Raw genomic sequence first — 20273 nt, forward strand, 5'->3', positions numbered from 1 at the left:
TTGGCGCGGCGCATGCCCGCTCCTAGTTTGTTGCAGACCTTTGGATCACGATGCAGCAATCAGATACAGTCGTCGGATAAGTCGACATCATCGTCGCTTGTCGGGGAGTCAGCGCCTTACAAGAAGGCCTTAACTTCAGTTGGCTCAACCTTTCAGATCTGTCACCTCATTAATTTTCAAAAGGAAATTTGCTTTTCGCATCGACCCGCAAGGTGCTTTCGTTGCAGGCTAGTTCGGACGCCGCCGCCTCCCACGTGCCGTAGCGCTCCTTTGCCCAGAGTGCGAGCCGTGTCTGAAACCAGTGAAGCCGCTGCTTGCGGGTGCCGGTTCCAAAATCTCCCGGCGGGGGGGCGCCGACAGCGCGCCACTCTTCGAGTGCCTGGCGTTGTAAGGAGACGTTCCATGGCCCATCGGGCCGCGTTGAAACGATGATCGCGGCAAGGCGCTGCAGGTCGCGGATGTTGCGCGGCAGACGCGCCTCTGTGAGAGCGCGCTCCAGCGTCGGGCTCCAGGGCGGATCACCGGGAAAGCCGATCTCGCGCCAGACGCGACCCCAGTCGGCTTGTAGGTCCGCAGGGCAGTCGCGCAGGGGCGGCAATTCAACCTGTAGATGGGCGATGCGGTCGAAGAAATCCGGATCGAGCGACTTCTCCAGTTCGTCGATCGGAAGGTTTGAGGCGCAGACAAGATCGAATTGTGCATCCTGGTGCTCGGTCTCGCCGAGCCGTCGCCAGCGGCGCACCCCGCCTTGCAGCGCGAGTAGTAGAATGCGCTGGGTGTCCCTCGGCAGGTCCTGCACCTCGTCAAGGAACAGGATCCCGCCGTCCGCTTCGTGCAGCAGTCCTCTGCCAACCGCAGACACCTTGTCATTGGTGGCCGCCACACGGCCGAACAGCAACGCTTCGACACCTTCTCCCCTCAGGTGGCCGCAAGAGACCGTAACGACGTGTCGCCCCCCTTTTAGCCTCGCTACAAGGCTTTCAACTACCCGTGTCTTGCCCACGCCACGCTCACCAAGGATCAGAAGCGGCACTCCCGGGACCAAGGCATAGCGCGCGAGCCGATCCAGCGCAGCGCGCCGGTCGGCCGAGAGCGCATCAGGGTCGTAGGTGGCCTGTTCCGGGGTCTGCGCCAGATCTGCACGCAGGGCCGAGAGCCAGGTTGTTGGCGCGAATTCGACCGGAGAGATCCGTGCCGGCGCTCCCGGATCGGGGCGCTGCGAGGACCACAGCCGGGTGCCGGGCGGGAAGGCACCGCCTGCCGCCAGCACAAGCCAGACCGCATGCATCGCAGGCGTGCCGGGCGAGACATTCACATGCAGCGGTTCTTCCAGTGCCGAGATCTGCGGCAGAAGCTTCGCCCGCAGGGTTAGGTAAAGCGTGGCATGGTCTGTAGGGTCGGCGACAGGGAGCGCCATAGTCTCGATCTGCAGGTGCTGTGGTAGGTCTTCGGGGGCCTCTCGCCCTTCTTGCAATAACAGTAGCACCCGCTCGATAGAATGGCCGCGCCTGGCCAAGGCCTCCAACGCCCCGGTCAGGACCGACGTGCCGTGATTGACCGAAGCCCAGCACAGCAGGGTTTCACCGCTCATGTGGCACTCCTGGTCATAACCACGGCCTTTGCGCGGGCCGTTTCGAACAGACGCTCAGCGGCCTCGAGTTGCGCGAGATTCGAGATCACGACCACCCGACGCCCCGAAGGCTCGCGCATCAAGGCAGGGAAGGTCGTAGGCGCTCTATCATCTTTTTCCTTCTTCAATTCCTTGCCATTCGCGTCAATATGGATCGCCCGTGTGGCGACTTGGGGCGGATCGATGCGCCATGTCACGCTCAGCGCACGTGCCAGCGGCAGTTCGGCGGGCATAGCCGGGCGATCGGGGAGCGGGTCGGTGAGTGAGCGCATCGTGACGGTGCCAAGATTAACAGAGCGGTTGGCTGGGATTTCCAGATCCTTCAGATATCCGTCCTTCCACAGCGTCACCTTTTCCATGTCCTGCGTGACCTTCGCTTCGGGATCAAGCCAGGCCTGCGCTGTGCCGGCCCACCCTTCAAGGATTTGCCGCAGACTCTCCGCGCGGTTGCCATCCAGAGAAAGACCAAGTTCGAAGCCTTCCTCCATCCCATGACGTTCAATGTTCGCCGTCATGATCATGGCGCGGTCGCGGTCGGTCCAGATTGCCTTCGCATGGAGCCATTTGAATCCGTACACTTCAGCGCCGGCTTCGGCCAAAGCGGCTAGCGCGGGCATTGCCGCGGGTCTGATCCGCGCGAGTACAGTGACCTTCACCCCAACGTTCGCGCGGGCAATCAGGGCTTGGGTGACCGGATGATCCAGCGCCCAGCCGAAGGAGGAGACTATGATCCGCCTTTCTGACTCTTTGATCAGTTCAAGGGCGGTGTCCTGAATCGAGCGGCGTGGCGGGGAAGTCACAAGGGCCCGACCCGCAGCGGGGGACTCGACGGCTCCGAGGGGCTTTGCGGGTCTGAAATCAGTGCCGCTCATCCGGTGCTCGGCGCGTTCCCAGAAAGCATGACGCAACTCGACGAAGACTGAGCGGACTTCATCGGACGTCAGGCGAAGCCCCAACTCCTCGTTGCGGGTCAGGGCCTCGTCAGTGATGTTGGCGGTCAGTAGCCAACCCTGCGCATTCGGACCTTTGGGGTCGATCAACACTGACTTGGCGTGATAGTCCGCCGCGCTGCGGATCATGGCATGCGGGGCGAGGCGGCGCAGCATCTCCTCATGATGTTCGCGGCAGTGTTTCGAGAAGTCATCCTCCTCTCTCTCCTGCCCGAGGCGGGCTTCCGAGGCGAGCATCATGTAAACCCGCACGCCACGATGAGCGGCAGCCTCCAGCGCCGCGATCATACGGTCCGAGGCAAGCAGGAAGCTGCACAGCACGACCATCTCTTGCGCAGCGCCGATCATTTTCACCAGCGCGTCTTCGAGACAGCGGCTGGAATCGGCGGGCAGCAGGTCGTCATTCCCGAGGCTCTGTTTTGATACGGATCGTGGTTGCGGCACCCAGGCCATGCCGAGCGGGCGACCGATCTGTGAAACGGTTTCGGTACGGGGAGCTTCAGAATCGATATGGCGGTCTACCAGCATCACAGGTTCCAATCTTCGGCGGCGGTCAGGTTCCAAGCGACAGCGCTCAGCGGTGCGCCCGTCTGGACGGGACGGGTGCGGGCGGCAAGGACTGCCCGGGAAGGGAGCCTGAGCGACGCAAAAGCCGCGAAGGGTGCGGCGGCCTGTGCGCACCACGCTTCAAAGCGCCTTGAGCAGGCGACCTCATCGATGCTGTCCTCAAGGCGCCAGGCAGCCCAAGCATCAGCATCGAAGTGGTTGCGGGTGTTAATCTCGATCCTACGCACAGTCGTCTGGTCAAAATTCCCATAGTCAAGCAACTGAACGGGACGCGCAAAAGTGATATCCTCGCTCATATCGCGCCGAGACTCGTCTGGCAGGTTGGCGAAATCTCGGTGCAAAACTTCAGCTTCTGTATCCCAGTCGGAGGTCAATCCTGCTGTTTCCAGAAGCGCCTCGAAGGTCGCTTTATGGGAAAGCTCCGGAGCAGGAAGATCGAAGCTCTTCTCGCCAACCTTCAGGCTGAGGCTCTTTTTTGCGACTTCCCATGTGAGCGTCCCGGTCTTTGACGTGAGCCGTTCCACATTGTTCGGTAAATCGTCGATGCGCTGCCTCTGGCCGCCCATGATCGGCGCGAGGGGCAGACCCTTAAGCGCGTCGAGCGTGGTGTGCGGACGTTCCGTATTACGCTTCGGTGCGTCATACCGGACCTCGTCGAACGCTTTCGATTCCGAATAATCAGTCAACTGGATCAAATTGTGTGGCAGCAGCGGATCACTGGTATGCCAGACCTCCCAGCTACCACGTTCTGCGATGAACACAGCTTCCTTCTTCAGGGCCTCGTGGCCCGCCTCGGTGAGTTTGAAGCCCTCATTTCCCTGCGCCTCCAATGTGCCGGACCGCTCGAGTTGTTCCAGAAGCCGTTGGGCGATCTGCCTGCGCCCCTCGCGTGCGCCAAGCAGGTGGCCTGCTGCTGAAGCCGAAGTAATCCCGTCAGTGTCGCGCGCCATCAGCAGGAATGGCATCAATTCGGGCCGCTTTTCCTCCTTGGCGACCTCACCGGCGAAACGAGTGACATGGATCTCCATGGACCGTGTCAGGGTAAAGGCGGGGATCATTCTTTCTCTCCTTTTGCGATGCTGCGGCCCCAAGGTGCGGCTTCGGCCAGAGATCCGAGCGCGCCGCCGGCCCTCTTGAGGCCAGCACGATGGCCGAAGATCACCAGCCGATGGCGCGCCCGGGTCAGGGCAACGTTCAGCCGGTTGGGCGCGCGCAGGAAGTGCGTGCCGTGAGTATTGCCAAAGCTCAGCAGAACCATATCGGCCTCTTGGCCCTGAAATCGGTCCACGGTGCAGATATCGGCGACGCAATACGGCCCGAACTCGATGCGGCGCGAGCGCGCGGCTCCGCCCGCCAAATTCTGTACCGCACGGCGAAGCGCCCGTTCCTGTACCCGGTAGGGCGACAGGAGCGCGACCTCCCATGCCCCGCCGCCCGGAGGTGGATTGGTCTTCGTCCAGTCGACGAAGGCGCGCAACTCGCGCAGCATCTCCTTGACCTCAGCACGATTGCCGCCCTCTCGTGCGTTGAAGCGCCCGGGAACATGGCTCCAAGTCATGCGCGGCTCGTCCTCCCGCCAGCCCCAGGGGCGGTCGGACATCGTGTCGGCGGTATGCAACGCCTGGCCGCCATAGAATGCCTTGCTAGGAAAGTCGGCGATTTCGGGGTGCATCCGATGTTGCCAAGACAACAGCACATGGCGATTTTTCAAAACTTTTTCGGGCAGCCCGTCTGTCAGCGCATTGCCGCGATCGCGATCCCCGCTGCGCTCAAACCCTTGGCGCAAAGTTTCGAGCACCGAAGGCAGCGCGATTCGACGGGTCAGCGCGATCGCGTTCTTCAACTTGTCATCCGCCGCAGCAGGCAACAGCTTTTCAGTCTCTTGGCGTAGGATTTCCGCCTTGACGCCGGTCTCGTCGCGGAGGCTGTAAAGCGTCACTTGACGCCAGGCGAGCTCATGACCCCAACTGGGTGGCGTCTTGTCGCCGTTGGCCGCGTGGCGCCGGCGCAGGGTGGTCAGCGCATCACCAGAAGCGCGAATAGTTTCCAGATCAAGGCGAAGCGCCTGCGGCCGGGCCTCGAGGGCCGCCGCAGGGCCTATCACGATATCGGCGAGGGCAGCGTCAGGGTCCTCGGGTACCCGGATTGCGACGCCGCGCGCCTCGGCCTCCTCGCGCCAGATCCTATCCTGCTTCGCATTCGCGACCACCGCAGCCGCGCCGCGCTTGCCGGTCTGTGCGTAGAAGCTGTCGACACAGGCATTGCGGCGGTCTTCATCGGGAAGGCAATCGTCGAGCGCGGCGGCAACGCCGTCATCATCGACATAGGGCGACAACTGCTTCGGATCACCCACCAGCACCCAACGCTGCGCGAGAAGTGCGGGCACGAGGAATTCCTGAAAAGTTGTCTTGGAGGCCTCGTCCACGATCAGTATGTCGAAGACTGGCGTGGCTTGGCGGCCCTTCTTGATATCGGGATGTTGCAGGATGCCGATCGTCGATCCGCAGACAAGATTGGCCCCGTCGAGCAACAGGCGTTCGACAATGTGATCCCCATGGGCCGCCCGCAGTTCGTCCAGCAATTTCTGCTGGGCGGCATCGGGCGTCCCAATCCCTCCGAGATAGGCCAGAAGGCGCTGCCGTTCCTGCTTCGTCAGTCGTTCTAGGGTCCATTTCTTTGCTTCGTCGGAAAGGCTTGCATCGCGGCCGATCCGCACTGGAATGACAAGGTCGCGATGCGCACTGCCTTCCGCCATCAACCTTTCCAACACGTTGTCCACTGCGACATGGGTCGACGCGCAAAGGAGCACCCGCTTGCCCATACGCGCCATTTGCAAGATCAGCTCGCAGATCACCGTGGTTTTGCCTGATCCGGGCGGGCCTTCCATCAAGGCGAAATCGGGGGTGGAGAGGGTGTAGCGCACGAAGTCGCGCTGCTCGGACGCGCCGGGGCGGTGGGGATCAGTCAAGACCAACCACTCGGGCTCCGGCACTGGCACGGGGGGTGGCCAGTTGGCAAGTGACTGCGGCTGAAGCAGCCGCAGCAGCGGGCGATGGGCAGGATGCGGTTGGTTCTGAAGCGCCGAGATCGCCTCGAGCTGCTTGCGCAGTTGATAGCTGTTCGGGCGCAGGGTCAGCGGCTCACCTTCTGGCGGCAGGGCGGCAAGGCGCAGGCGTCCAGCATCGGGGTCATGCTCGAGTATGTCGATTTCAGGAAAGGTCGGTCTCTCGCTACCGTTTCTGGTTGGCTGCTTCTCGATCCAGGCAACCCTCTCGACGTCCGGGTCGGTAAAGAGCCGCAGTTCGGCCTCGGACAGTTCTTCGCCGCCACTCTTGTGCAGGCGCACCCAGAAACCGTCGCTCTTTTTCCCCGGCTTCTTTCCTTTGCGACCATTGGAGTGCTGCGGGTTTTTTTCATAGGGGGCTTCTTCGGCGGTCCATGCGACGTTCGGAAGATTGTCGGGATCCTCCAACCGCTTCTTCGCGCCAAACAGGAATTCATAGGGAGCCTTGAGCCCGAAAAACGCGTTCTTCATCAATATGTCGGCTCGATGCGGCTCGATCGCCGCGAAGTTGAGAAATGCCATCGGGTTAACTACTTTCTTGTTCAGTGCGCCTGTTTAACGCTCTATCGGACCATCCATAACGGGCGTCGAATATAAATTGAACTCGGCTATGCGGTTAAATTTCCAGATATTGCGGGTGGATTCACCCGTATATTTTTTGTCGGGTAGGTTCAGTCAGGGCGCATCGCCGCAGGATGCAAGTGCGGGTCATAATCTTTGCATTCGGTCCGAGAAGGGCATCACATCTGAAAAGACTGGATAGAAGAGGTACGTGTCACCGGGCATTGTTCGGGCCGTCATCTCCGAAACGACGCAAATTCGGTATGATCCGATATCGGGACTGCGGAACAGGGTTATCGCACGCAGCGACCGGGTAACCGTTCCAGCTGGTCAGCAGGGGCGTGCAACGCTCAAGGACCTTTTTCACGGTGGTTGAAACCTGGATAGTCAATTTGGGCCGATCCTATAGCGTGAAAAAAGGGTCTTCAGCTATAAGCCGAGATATAGCGGGAATGCGGCCGAATATAGCATTTTGCATGCCGCAAGCGAGTGAGGACCATCACGTTCGTAGGCGCGCATTGCTACAGTTCTTGTGTGATGCAGAAAACTGGTGTTTTCCGCCATCACTTCGAATGCTGCGAAAAGTAATTCATATAATCGCCAGCGTAGTCGCCTGCAGATCGACCTTGGTCTAAGCCTGTCGGCCTCCCCAGCTCGGCTTCGCGTGTCGCAGGGGAGAACGGCCCTTCGGTCCGTCGCGCATTCGGCCATGCGGCCTCACCGCGGCGTCGCGCCTGGCATCCCGGTTTGCCCGCCTCGCGAGCACGTTCCTCCCCGGCCGCTCCGCCGGATTGCGCTCTGGTCTGTTTTGGCCCGAGGCCAAAACGATCCCGCCGCTCCATCCGTCTCCCGCGTCCGGTCGGGCCGTTTGCCTGCTCGGGTCGGGCAAACCTACCGTCAAAACACACACACATGAGCGCGGAAGCATATCCTCCGGATGGCCCCCAAATCAGCCCGCGTCAAGGATCGCAAAACTTTTCGGCGAGGGCGGCGCCAGTGGTGCGGGGCGGTCCCGTGCGTGAGCGCGCGCATGTGTCGGGTGTTGCGCGCGGAAAACTTTTGCGCCCGGCAAGCCGGCGGCTGCGCCGTCCCTGACCCGGGCAGATTCGGAAACCAGGCATTCGGCCATGCCCCCACACTCACGTGGCGGCCTTGGAACCGAACACTGGAGACCAGACATGGCTTACGACACCGTAAACACCTACGAGACCATCGAACTTTTCGGACTGACCGAGAAGGACGCGCAGCTGCCGATCCCGGAAGATCACGTCCTGACCGACCGCATCATCCGCGAGAGCTTCGAGGCTTTGCTCGGCCAGCTGCGCGGGACCGGGCTTGAAGCCGAAATCGAACCGCTGGCCCATGGGCTCGCGACGATCCTGCAGCGCCGCAAGGTGGCACTCGGCAAGGAGGTCGACCGCACCGCCGACAAGATCGGCGCGCTGGCAAAATCCCACGACGGATCGGAGATCGCCGAGACCGCGCTCGAAGAGGCGCAGGCCCGTTTTCTGCAGCTGCGCGAGATCGTCGGCGCCATCGAGGTTATGAGCGAGGCAGCGGCGGAATGCTACGAGATCGAGACGGGTCACGCCTTCATCCCGGCAGCCGGCTCGCGCGCAAGCGTCCGGGCGCAAGAGACCGGGGCGGTCTTCGAGGCACGGCAGCTCCTGGAGCAGCACGACCGCGAGACTGCCGAGAAGTCGAAAGTCGAGGGGGTGCCCCTGATCGTCTCAGGCGCCACCGACTGGACCGATGTTGATGTGATCTTCAACACGCTCGACAAGGTTCGCGAACGGATCAAGCAGAACCGCAATCAGGAGATTTTCCTCTGCCACAAGGGTGGCAAGCACGGGGCGGAGATGATTGCGGCTCGGTGGGCTCGGGCACGCGGGGTCGCACAAGCGCGCTTCGATCCGCGCTGGTCCGCGCACGGGCGGGCGGCACCGTTCAAGTGCAACGACGAGATGCTGGACGACAAGTTCGCGGCGACGGGGGTTGTACTCTTCGGTGGCAACGGGGTCGCGCTGAACCTCGGGCAGAAGGCGGAAGCGAAAGGTCTGACGGTCATGCGGGTTGCGGACCCGGCGAAGAAGACTGCGCAGGATTGAAGAGAGGGGGTCGCGCTTGGCGCGGCCCTTTCGTCATGTCTCATGGCGCGTGCGGTCGGTCACGCGTGATCGACAGGCTGCGGCGGCCGGCACTGTCATCACTCTACCCGGTCCGTCAGTGTTCGGTCCATCCGCATTGGTGCGGGCTGGGGACGGGACGCACCTCACGCACATCGAAAGCAGCGCAAGGCGCGAGGGGTCGAGACGTCGCACATGAGGCTGAAGCCCTGCACGTTCCTCGGGGCGTGTTTCGGACCATCGCATCCACGCGGGCGGGCTCCGTCAGCTCCCCGGCCAGGCTTGGCGGGACGCGGACGGGGATGGTGGCGGCGGTGTGATGGCTAGGGTCATCCGGGTCTCTCCTTTTTGCTCATAGATGTGGATCGCACGGGGTCGGCCCGTTCGTGCCCTCAGCTCACGCTTCGGCAAGCACAAATACGGCTTCCACGGCGGGGCCGCGGACCCTCCGCATTTGCGCTTGCGACCGGTCCTCTTGCCCCCGTGCTGGGTGATCCTCATCGCAATAAGGAGTAACCCAAATGACCAACCACTACGTCGCCACCGTTCCCGTCAAGTTCACCGATACCGATGGCCAGGAGCGCACCCGTTTTCAGCGCGTCGGCGCCATGTTCCGCAACACCCGCAACGGGGACGGCTCGGAGTTCTTCAGCCTCAAGCTCGACTTCCCGGTCGCGGTCTCGGAGCTGGTGATGTTCCCACCGAGCGCGAAAGATCCCCAGGACTAAATCCTCTGGCGAGGATGGGCCGCCCCAGGACGATCTTGGGGCGGCCCGATCCCTGTTCCTGGGATGCCGTGTCCGGCGGTCAGTTCGCCCGAGGTGGCCTCCTCTTGGTGCCGGTCGCTGCGCGCGCAACGGACGATCACCGCTCGGAATGATCAGGCCGCGACAGACCGGCCAGTCAGCCTCAAGGGGGCCATCCACAAAAACCTATCGGCTAGGGCCTCCCGGTTTTTGCGGCAGAGATTTGGCGGAGCCAAATCTGGCCCTCCTTGACCCTGCCTGTCCGCCCTGTCGGTGGGGTTTGCGCCCGCCCGCGGTTCCGTCCGAACACGTGCGTGTTCGGCCAGACCCTCGGGCGGGGCTGGCGGACGGGACCCCCTAGGACGGGTGCGTCGCCCGAGGGTGAGGGGAGAGGCCCGCGCCCCTGCGGGCCGCGGGGGAAGCGGACACCAAGGCTGCCTGATACTGCATGCAACATAAGTATATAATTGACATCTTGGTATATTATCGTAAGGTAGGGGCAGCCTTGGTGGAAGGTGGCAGGAAATAGGGGGTCTTTCTTCCGCATGTCCCGAACAAAACGCCTGACAGAGATCGAGAAGATGCAGATCGTCCGCGAGGCCGCGGAGGGTGTGTCGACATCTGAGCTGGCTGAGCGTTTCGAGGTCACATCGCGGGCCGTGCGCTACGTTCTGAAAGCCGATGCCGAGCGTCAGATGGATGCCGCGATCCCGGTCTCGGCGGTCAGTGTGAAGGTCACGGCTGCGGAGCTTGAGGCGCTCGACGCGGTGTTGGCGAAGGCGGGGATCGAGAGCAGGGCCGAGGGGCTGCGGCGGCTCATCCAGGCGGCAGGTGGGGTGTTCGTTCCGGACGCGCAGATGGCAGCAGAGATGGCGCGCTACCGCGCCTCTCTGCACGAGGTTGGCAATGGGGTCGCGCAGATCGCCAAGCAGATGACGCGGGCCAACCAGATGGGGCAGGGGGCTAATGGTGGCACGCGTGCGGAGTTCTCCGAATTGCGCCTCGCGCAGATGCGCGGACTGGCGCGGTTCATCCTCGACTCCGCGGATGAGATCGACCTGCTCCTTCGGCGCCGTCGGGACGCGATGCAGCTCGAGGCCACGGCCGCGCTGAGGGAGTTTGCCCATGCGGCTGAATGATGCGGTTGACGCGGTCACCGGGGAGGTCTTCAGGGATGGCTGGAGCCGAATCCGAGGCTCGATGCAGGGGCTGTATGTCGCCAAGCAGAGCCAGCTTGCGCGCGCGGCAGCAGGGCATCGGCCAGCGGTCTTCAAGGCGATCCAGGGTGGGGGCACGCATACCAAATCGCAGCTGATGAACCAGCTCGACTACCTCACCACCAAGTCTACCCATATCGTGGACAGTAGCGGGTTCCTCGATGGCAAGGCGAAGCTCGAAGCGAAGGACATCAAGGACCTCACCGAGCGCTTTGCCAAGCGGTGGGACGCGGGCTTCAAGCCCAAGCTTGGTCAGACCACTCACATGCTCATGTCCTTCCCCATCGGCACGCGGGGCGAGGATGTGCGCGACATCGCGACGGATGTGGCTGAGCGGTTCTTCCAGACCGATGCGGGGCATTTCGACTACATCATCGCGGTGCATGAGGACCGCGATCATCCCCATGCGCATCTGGTGCTGAACCGCCGTTCGCAGGAAGGTGAGTTCTTCTTCCTCGGGCGCAACCATCGGTTCAACTATGACGATTTCCGCCTCGCCATGGTCGAGGAGGCGGAGAAGTATGGTGTGCGCCTGGAGGCCACGCGCCGGGTGGATCGCGGGGTTGTGCATTACCCCGCCCGGACCAGCGAAGTCTATGCGGCGAAAGAAGAGGGGCGCGCACCCCGCGAGCGGGAACGCGTGGGGCAGGACCTGACCCGGACGCTCGCGGAGATCGCCAACACCAGAACCGTCTACCATTCGCTTGCCGCGGAGGCTTCGCGCGAGGCCCGCGAGGATATTGCCGCAGCCCTCTTCCGCGCGGGCGAGGTGCTGGCGCGGGGCGGGCAGGTGGATCGAACAGGAGATGTCTATATGGCCGAGGATCAAAGTTTCGAGGATCTGAGAAGCCTCTATGCGGAGAAGCTGGCGCGGGTGCAGGGCATGATTGCCGAGAAGCCCGATGCGGAACGTCCAGTGCTGGAAAAACGCCTCATCGAAATTCAGGCGCAGGTCCAGCACATGCAGCCTCTCGGTTTGCGATCATCCACGCTGTCAGAGACACCCTCGGATGGTGGGATCTATTCCGAGGCGAACATCGACACCAACCAGCTTGAGCGTTTGGCCGAGCCCGACCTGAGAGCGCGCATTGACGCGGCGCTGCGGGGCACCGGGATCAGCACATCGGAAGTGGTGGCCCGGATCGAGACGGGCGCCTCAAATGCGGCTCTCGAGCATCAATGGATCGCCGATGATCTCTCCAAGGTGGCCGAGGCGCGCGATCTGAACCTCGAACGCCGCGCCGACTTGGAAAAGGCGCGTGACATCCTGAATGACGTGCATGTCGAGCTTGGCACGCTTCTGGAACGGCAGAACGTGCTGCGCCGGGATGGGGTCGTGGAGGAGAAAGCGGTCAGCGAGCGCTTCCACTATCACGAGGACGCGGTCCGGGCGATGGAAGGGACAATCCGACAGGAGATGCGCGCAGACGGCCTGACAGCGCAGCAGATCGAGGACCGGGATTGGCAGGTCGTCTCGCGGGCGGAGCGCCGGATCGAGACGGAGCAGCGCGCGTATCTCGAGGCACACCCGGAGCTGCTCGCACGTCCGGGCGATGTGATCGACCGGTCTGAGCCCTATAGGGAGTCCATCACTGATGCAGCCCGCGCCAGCGAGATCACCCGCGAGGTCGACCGGATCATGGAGGCACGCGACGTCCGCACGCCCGTTGCAGATGCAGTCGCGGATGACTTGCGCGCGCGCTATCCGGACATGCCGTCCCATCTTGCCCGTGGTCTCGGCGCGACCTATGCGGCCGTCGTCGAGATCCGGGACACGGAGGTCATCAATCAGGTCCGCCGCGAAACCGAGATGCGCGACAGGCTCGGGTCTGGCACGCGCGACGCACTCCTCGCAGCCCGCGGTGGGACTGCGCCGCAGTCTGACCGTGCCGACCGCCTTGCAGACGAGATTGCGCGTGTCCTGGACCATGAGCGGGCGGGGGAGTTGTCCGCGCCCTTCGAGACCGAGGCGGAGCGGGACGCTTTCCGGGGCGAGATCGCGCGGGTGCTTGATAACCGTCAACTTGAGCGGCTCACATCTGGCGATGCCGATGCGCTGGAAAAGGTTCTCGAGGACCGCCTCGACCGGCTCTATGTCGCCAAGGTCTACCTGCAATCGGATGCAGCGACGGCCAACACGGAGGCCCTGCGCCAGGTGGTCGATGATCTCGCCGACGCCGAGTATGAAAAACACCGCACCACAGACGTGGATGGCGAGACCGAGCGGGGTCAGGTCCATTGAGCGCCTCCATGGGAAAAGCGCGGATCGCCACAGGCGTCCTGTTGGTAACGCTGGTGACCGGGGCCATGGGCTATACCATCGCCTCGGCGGTGCTGACCTACCAGGATCTCGGGTTTGGGGCCGAGATCGATTTTGCCTATATCGCGCAGAACTATCTGGCGATCCTCGATCGCCGCCCGGAGGACGCGCAACTTATTCACCTGATCATCGGCAGCTTCGCCGCCGCCGGCCTCATGCTGAGCCTCGCCCTGTCGGGGTCCGCCCTGACACGCTTTGGCCAGACCCATTGGCAGAGTACGCGCGAGATGAAGGCCAATGGGTTCTTCGGGGCGCCAGGGACCGGGTTCATCCTCGGCAAGCTGGGGCCGCCGGGTTCCCGCGCCAATTACATTTGCTCGAAGGTTTTCCCGCATGCGCTGATCGTGGCGCCCACGGGCCGCGGCAAGACCACGGGCTTTGTCATTCCGAACCTGCTGACCTGGCAAGGCTCCGCCGTGACGCTCGATGTGAAGGGCGAGTGCTTTGAGGCCACGGCCCGTCACCGCGCAGCCCAGGGCGACAAGGTCTATCGTTTTGCCCCCACCGATTGGGAGGGTAAGCGCACGCATCGCTACAACCCGCTCTTGCGCATCTTTGAGTTGAAAGATCCCGCACGCCAGCAGATGGAATTGCAGCTCCTCGCGACGCTCTTCTTGCAGAGTGACAACGACCGGGTGCAGGGTCTCCTCAAGGGCGGGATCGATCTCTTCGTGGCGGCAGGCCTGTTGGCGTTCCAGCGCAAGCGTCCGACCTTGGGCGAGATCTACCGCATCGCGGCCTCGGGCGGGAACAAGCAGAAGGAGTATTTCGCGCGGGGCCATGAGGTCGACAACAGGGCCGCCAAGCTGATCTTCACGCGGCTCGCGTCGACCAACAACGATACGCTGACGTCTTACGTCTCGCTCCTGATGACCTCGGGGCTGGACCAGTGGCAGAACCCGGCCATAGATGAGGCGACGGCGGTGTCGGATTTTGATTTCCGCACGATCCGGAAAAAGCCCTTTTCGGTCTATCTCGTGGTCCAGCCGCTGATGGTAAAGCCACTGGCACCGCTGATCCGGCTCTTCTTTTCCGATCTCCTCTCCGCCATGCAGGAGAAGGATCCCGGGCCGGATGAACCCTGGCCCGTAATGATCATGCTCGACGAGTTCAATCGCCTCGGCAAGATGCCCATCGTGGTCGAGAGCATCGAGACCCTGCGTACCTATCGCGGCCATTTGGCCGTGGTCACCCAAACCATCCCCGCCCTCGATGAAATCTATGGCGAGAACACCCGCCGCGCCCTGCAGGGCAACGCGGGCGTGAAGCTCTACCTGACGCCCTCGGATGAAAAGACCGTCGAAGAGCTGAGCAAGGCGGTTGGCAAGACCACCAAGACCGTCATCACGCGCTCGCAGTCCATTGGCAAGAACCCCTTTGAAGGGCGCAGCCAATCCACACGGACCGAAGAAAGTTCCTTGCTGCCCGAAGATGAGGCGCGCCGCCTTCCCCTCGACGAGATCGTCATGGTGGTCGATGCGCAAATGCCGGTCCGGGCAAAGCGGATTCAGTACTTCGACGATCGGCTGTTCAAGGCGGTCCACGGGGCGCAGACAGGGGAGTTGCCGTTTCCGGAGTCGGGGGGAGGGGGGTTGCAGGGCACGCTGCCGCTGAGTGTTCAAGCGATGCCTTTGATCCCGCGTTCGGGTGGGGGAGCAGAGGATGAAACCATATCCGAAAGCGCGGATCAGGTGCGCGGCGAGGCAGAAATGCCACTGACGCGAGTTGACACCTCGCCAAAGAAGACAGCAGCTGTGGTTCAGGCGGTGGTCGCGGAGGAGCAGCGGCAGATGGAGATGGATTTTGTGTGGCAGATGCCATCGGATGATCTGACGCAAGGCACAGTTGATGAGGATGTACGGACGGCCGTGGATGGTCTGAGCGAGTTGGAGGCGACTTTGAAACAAAGCCTTTGAGGCGGTCTACCGATTTGTCGGGCGAGGGCTTTGATCGAAGTGAAAGGTAGGGCGAGGCTACGCTTCATTTGGAATGGTTCGCTGCTCTCTTAGTGAGATTGGACGCCCACATTTGCGGGCTGTGTGGTGGGCATGGCTACAGATACTGAATTTGCTAGTTCTCAACGTAGAACTGCGTTATTTGACCGGGAAATTTGGTTCCTAAGGAAAAAGCCGCTCCAAGCGCCCTTTCCGAATTGACTTCCAGAAGGACTTCCATAGACTTCCAGCTGCAACAGCAGGGGGTCTCATGAGTGGTAATTTCTACAATTTTGCAGCTATACGCGGCGTCCAGGCTGGAACCGAATATTATGTGATCATGGTGCCGCTCAAGATGGTGCCAAAGATTTTCGAATTCGACAGCCAAAACCTGCCCGCTGACCTGCGCGCTCAACGCGTTTTGTCAAATGTGCGCGTTCCCCAGATCGCATCCTATCTTTCGGAAAACTTCGAAGAATATACCCTTTCGTCGCTCTGCGCATCCGTGGACGGAGATCTGGAGTTTTCCCCGGCCAGCGACAGCCTCCAGTTTCGCAATGTCGGAGAGCTACGCCTCTCGATGACAGCCCGCATAGTCTTGAATGACGGTCAACACCGCCGCGCGGCAATTGAAGAAGCCTTGAAAGCGCGGCCCAAGCTCGAAAATGAAACGATCTCGGTAGTGCTCTTTGTGGATGAAGGCTTGGAGCGCTGCCAGCAAATGTTCGCAGACCTCAACAAGAATGCAGTGCGCCCATCCGGGTCCTTGAACGTCCTTTATGACCGCAGGAATCCCTTGGCGCGTTTGAGCACGCGGGTGCTGGAGGGCATACCGTTCTTCCAGGAATTCATTGAGCTTGAAAAAACGTCACTTTCAAACCGAGCCAAAAAGCTCTTTACCTTGTCCAGCCTGAATCAAGCCAACAAATGGCTGGCGGGACAAGAGGCGGACCGGTTTGGTGAAAACACCGAAAGCACTGTTATCGCGTATTGGCGTCAGGTTTCTGAAGTGATCCCAGACTGGCATAAACTGATGCGAGGCACGACAACGGCTGGTGATTTGCGCAAAGAAACGGTCCATGCCCACGGCGTCATGCTGCAAGCCTTTGGCGCCTTGGGGGCACGTCTCATCGCAGCAAAGCCAGATGGATGGGCGGAATGTTTGGCGCCCCTTGCAGAGATCAATTGGAGCAAGCGCAATGCGCAACTGTGGCGTCCTCGCGTGATGGGTGCGCGTGGCATGGATGGCAGCGTGAAATCCGTACATCTGGCGGCAAACGTCCTGATTGGGGCTGTTGGCTTGCCGCTAACTGAAAAAGAACAAGCGAATGAAGACGACTACTTGGCGTCATTGGCTGAGGAGAAAGTCGTCGCATGACAGCAAACACAGATACAAACTTTGCAAAAAAGGCAGGCATCGACCTAGTCGCCCTGCAGGATCATATCCGCACCGTTTACACGGCCGATGACCGGCCATGGGTGATCGGATACAGCGGCGGAAAAGATTCAACCTGCGCCCTGCAGCTGATCTGGAGTGCCGTGCGCGCGCTCCCAGAAGATGAACGACGCAAGCCAGTCTTCGTCTTGAGCTCCGACACGCTCGTCGAGACGCCGGTCATTGTAAACTACATCGATGACACCTTGGCCGCGATCAACGCAGCAGCGGCAGATCAGAATATGCCGATAACCGCGCAGAAGGTGGTTCCAGAGACCTCCGACAGTTTCTGGGTCAATCTGATCGGACGTGGATATCCCGCACCTTCAAAACGCTTCCGCTGGTGCACGGAGCGGCTGAAGATTGACCCCGCCAATGCTTTTATCAAGAACCGCGTTGCTGAATACGGCGAGGTCGTCATGGTTTTGGGCGTGAGGTCCGCTGAAAGTGCAACCCGTGCTCAGGTGATGTCGCTTCACAAGATCGATGGAACGGCTTTGTCACGTCATTCGACCTTACCGGGGGCTTTCGTGTTTACGCCGATCGAAGCGTTCAGTGTGGATGATGTCTGGGCCTTCCTCCTGCAAAACCCGTCGCCCTGGGATTCTGACAACCGCGACCTGCTCGCCATGTACCGGAATGCTCAAGCCGGCGAATGCCCGCTTGTGGTCGACAAGCAAACCGAAAGCTGTGGGAATTCCCGTTTCGGCTGTTGGGTCTGTACCGTCGTGACCAAAGACAAGGCGATGGAAGCGATGATCGACAATGGCGAAGAGTGGCTCGAACCCCTTCTCGATTTGCGTGACGAGCTGGCGGAAACGCAAAACCCGGACAGAAAAAGGGAATTCCGAGACTTCAAGCGGCGGGACGGTTCCGTGACGTTCGTTGGCGACTCAGAGACATCGATTCCGGGTCCTTACCTTTTTGCCTACAGAAAGGAACTGCTTCGCAAGGTCCTTGAAGCCCAAGAGCAGGTGAACGCCAAGGCACCTCCGGGGGAAAAGACGGTTCTCATTCAAGTCGAGGAGCTTCGGGAAATCCGTCGCATCTGGCGCAGTGAGCAAGGTGACTGGGGCGATGCTGTTTCTGAGACCGTGAAAGCGGTTACGGGCAAGGAGCTTCCTGCGGAAGCCGCTGATGGATTTGAGTTTCATGCTGATGACGCGAAAGTCCTCGCCGAGGTTTGCTCCAAGCATGACCTACCACCACGTCTCATGGCCCAGCTCCTGGAAGCAGAACGTTCTGTACGTGGTCTAAAGCGACGCACCCTCATTCACAGAAAAATCGCTTCCGTTCTTGAGCAGGAATGGCGTGACGAAACAACGGTCCTGAACGAACGCAAAGAGCGGCTGGAAAAGAACAAATCGACATCGTCCAACCCGCTATTTGAGATTGAATCATGATCCTCCAATCCCTACGTCTTGTGAATTTTGGTCTCTACGGCGGTGAGCACTGTTTTGAACTGGCTCCAGATGCAGACGGTAAGAAGCCCGTGGTTTTAGTGGTTGGACACAATGGAGCGGGAAAGACAACTTTCCTGGAATCTGTACGTTTGGCCCTTTACGGCAAACGCGCCCTTGGTGCCCGGGTTGGCCAAGTCGAATATGAGCGACATCTGCTCAAACGGATCAACAACTTTGCCACGGATCGCAGCGCCTCTGTCGCACTGGCCTTCAAGAGCCAACACCTCGGCAATGAGGATATATACACCGTGCGACGTTCTTGGGCCGCCCGCGGTGCGAGCGTAGTCGAAAGCCTCGAATTTGAACGCAATGGCGCCTCGGTCGACGATATCCCAAGCGAGGATTGGAACCACTATCTCGAGGACCTCATCCCGGCTGGAGTGTCGCAGCTCTTTTTCTTCGACGGAGAAAAGATCCAAGACATTGCGGACGACCAAGAAAACACTGGTCTGACCGATGCCATCAAATCCCTATTGGGGATCGACATTCTTGATCAGCTTCGGGGCGACCTTGCGCTCTACAAGTCACGCAGCATGGACCAGGAAGGGGATAATGACCTTGAAGGTCTCGGACGCGACCTGGAGATCGCCAAGTCTGATCTGGTCTTGGCTGAAGAAGAGATTGGATCTCTGTCGGCCAAACGTAAGCGGCTCGCACGCCGAAGTGAAGCATCACAAAAGGTCTTTGAGCAAGAGGGCGGCAGCATTGCGTTGAGCCGCGACACTCTATCGGAGGAACTCAAGCGCGTCGAAACTGACCTGACCAAGCAAACCAATGCACTCAAATCGCTTGTAAACGGCGTTGCACCTTTCGCCCTGGCTCCAAAACTCTTGGCAAGGTTTTCAGCCGATGTGGAGCTGGCCCGCGGACAGCAGTCGGCTCCCGCGATCGATGCCTTTGTTTCCAGTTTTCAGGAGGCTGTGGGCAAAGAGGACGCAAAATGGACGAAGGCTCATTTTGTGCGGCTTCGTGATTTCGCCGATCGCCTCCAAAGCTCTGGGTCAAGAATGGTCTTGAGCATGGAACCAGACTGGGTGATGGCGAAATTTGCTCAGGTCTCTGATGAACGGGTCAAGATGGCCACGCTTGCTGTACAACTGGCAGAGCTACAGAAGCAACGCACGATCTTGAAGGACCAGTTGAAGAACTTCCGGCCAGGCGCGGCGTCCGGTGCTTTTGAGGACTTAAAGAGCGCCGAATTTGAGCTCGGCGCTGTTGAAACAGAACTCAATCGCAAACATGCCGAGGCAACGCAGGCGCGTGCGCTGGTCGAACGCTTGGAACGTGAGTTGCGTAAGTCGCAAGACGCTGTCTTTGCTATGGTCAAGGCAGAAGAAAAGCGAGACTTGGCGACGCGGGCGCAGGCCGCGCTTAACGATTACGAAGAGCGCATTGTTGAACTGCGCCTCGCCTCTCTTTCCAAGCACTTCATTGACGCCTTTGGCGGGCTCGTTACGCGTAAGTCCCTTGTGCGCGATGTCATTGTCGATCCCAACACGTTTCAGCTGAAGCTTTTGGGCGAAGAGGGCAGAGAGATTACCCCGTCAGAACTCTCCGCTGGCGAGCGGCAACTTTTTGCTATCTCGATGCTATGGGCGCTTGGCCGAACAAGCGGAAGAGAACTGCCGATGATTATCGACACGCCATTGTCGCGCCTGGACCGACAGCACCGGACAAACCTGATGGCAAATTACGTGCCGCGGAGCTCTGCCCAAGTTATCATGCTGTGCACTGATACAGAGCTGACACCGGATCTAGCGGATATCATCACGCCTTATGTGAGCCGTCGCTTTGAGATCGGTTCGGTAGGCGGCGGACAGCGCACGGAGATTACTGTGCTGGAACCAGAGCAGGATGCACAGGTTTTGTTGGAGACGACCGATGCACATTAACAAGTTTCGAATTTCATCGACGGCCACAGGCCAGGTCAGGATCATCTCACAAAGATCAGGTCTCACACCGAACCTAGTGTGTCGTATGGCGATTTTGTCATCCTTTGAAGCAGGGCCCATTTCCGGCGTGGCTGATGACACAAGCGAGGGTCAAGAATTTAATGCCTACACGCTGTTTGGCGACTTCCAGCCTCTCTTCATTGACCTCTTGAAGTATGTTGAGTTTGGTCCCGAAGAGATCGAGACAGACGACACTGATTTGCTGGATCGCCTTCGGCTCCACATTGATCGTGGTGTTCGGCAACTCTCGGTCCGCCTCAAATCCCCTGCAGATGCGGCCGAGCTGGTCGCGGGGAGTGCGTAACGCG

At 60.6% G+C, this 20273-nt stretch carries 13 protein-coding genes; 9 read left to right on the top strand and 4 right to left on the bottom strand.

Annotation, left to right across the window (positions count from 1 at the left end; all coding sequences use genetic code 11):
* Positions 1-169 precede the first annotated feature (169 nt).
* From G8E03_RS16250 to G8E03_RS16265, 4 genes are read right to left on the bottom strand one after another with little or no spacing between them, the layout of a single operon-like run.
* Entirely contained in the window at positions 170-1591 is a 1422-nt protein-coding gene (locus G8E03_RS16250) for a sigma 54-interacting transcriptional regulator (RefSeq protein ID WP_166195069.1), read from the bottom strand.
* On the bottom strand, positions 1588-3108 hold the full coding sequence (locus G8E03_RS16255) for a phospholipase D-like domain-containing protein (protein WP_166195072.1): 1521 nt from the start codon (positions 3106-3108) through the stop codon (positions 1588-1590). The genes G8E03_RS16250 and G8E03_RS16255 overlap by 4 nt, the downstream gene beginning before the upstream one ends.
* Entirely contained in the window at positions 3108-4205 is a 1098-nt protein-coding gene (locus G8E03_RS16260; RefSeq protein ID WP_166195077.1) for a hypothetical protein, read from the bottom strand. The genes G8E03_RS16255 and G8E03_RS16260 overlap by 1 nt, the downstream gene beginning before the upstream one ends.
* The gene (locus tag G8E03_RS16265; RefSeq protein WP_166195080.1) at positions 4202-6733 is read right to left on the bottom strand and encodes an AAA domain-containing protein; all 2532 of its coding nucleotides are present in this window, start codon (positions 6731-6733) and stop codon (positions 4202-4204) included. The genes G8E03_RS16260 and G8E03_RS16265 overlap by 4 nt, the downstream gene beginning before the upstream one ends.
* A 1217-nt stretch (positions 6734-7950) precedes the next feature.
* Here G8E03_RS16265 and G8E03_RS16270 point away from each other — a divergent pair.
* From G8E03_RS16270 to dndE, 9 genes are all read left to right on the top strand, one after another.
* A complete protein-coding gene (locus G8E03_RS16270) occupies positions 7951-8880 on the top strand; it encodes a DUF2493 domain-containing protein (protein ID WP_166195083.1) in 930 nt (309 codons plus the stop codon).
* A gap of 539 nt (positions 8881-9419) precedes the next feature.
* On the top strand, positions 9420-9626 hold the full coding sequence (locus G8E03_RS16275) for a hypothetical protein (RefSeq protein WP_007120662.1): 207 nt from the start codon (positions 9420-9422) through the stop codon (positions 9624-9626).
* Between the two features lie 563 nt (positions 9627-10189).
* Positions 10190-10783 carry a transposase gene (locus G8E03_RS16280; RefSeq protein ID WP_166195086.1) on the top strand — a complete coding sequence of 198 codons (594 nt, stop codon included), beginning with the start codon at positions 10190-10192 and terminating at the stop codon, positions 10781-10783.
* Positions 10770-13103: a relaxase/mobilization nuclease domain-containing protein gene (locus G8E03_RS16285; protein WP_166195089.1), complete on the top strand. Its 2334-nt coding sequence runs from the start codon at positions 10770-10772 to the stop codon at positions 13101-13103. The genes G8E03_RS16280 and G8E03_RS16285 overlap by 14 nt, the downstream gene beginning before the upstream one ends.
* An 8-nt stretch (positions 13104-13111) precedes the next feature.
* Positions 13112-15097, top strand: a complete 1986-nt coding sequence (locus G8E03_RS16290; RefSeq protein ID WP_166195092.1) for a type IV secretory system conjugative DNA transfer family protein — start codon at positions 13112-13114, stop codon at positions 15095-15097.
* 289 nt (positions 15098-15386) lie between these two features.
* Positions 15387-16493, top strand: a complete 1107-nt coding sequence (dndB, locus tag G8E03_RS16295; protein ID WP_166195096.1) for a DNA sulfur modification protein DndB — start codon at positions 15387-15389, stop codon at positions 16491-16493.
* Complete coding sequence (dndC, locus tag G8E03_RS16300) at positions 16490-17953, top strand: DNA phosphorothioation system sulfurtransferase DndC (protein ID WP_166195099.1); 1464 nt, start codon at positions 16490-16492, stop codon at positions 17951-17953. The genes dndB and dndC overlap by 4 nt, the downstream gene beginning before the upstream one ends.
* Positions 17950-19905, top strand: coding sequence for a DNA sulfur modification protein DndD (dndD, locus tag G8E03_RS16305; RefSeq protein ID WP_166195102.1), 1956 nt, complete (start codon positions 17950-17952; stop codon positions 19903-19905). The genes dndC and dndD overlap by 4 nt, the downstream gene beginning before the upstream one ends.
* Positions 19895-20269 (top strand): DNA sulfur modification protein DndE, encoded by a 375-nt coding sequence (gene dndE, locus G8E03_RS16310; RefSeq protein ID WP_166195105.1) that lies wholly within the window; start codon positions 19895-19897, stop codon positions 20267-20269. Before dndD ends, dndE begins: the two co-directional genes overlap by 11 nt.
* Positions 20270-20273: the final 4 nt, after the last annotated feature.

The sequence above is a fragment of the Pontivivens nitratireducens genome (genome assembly GCF_011290545.1).
GTDB lineage: Bacteria > Pseudomonadota > Alphaproteobacteria > Rhodobacterales > Rhodobacteraceae > Pontivivens > Pontivivens nitratireducens.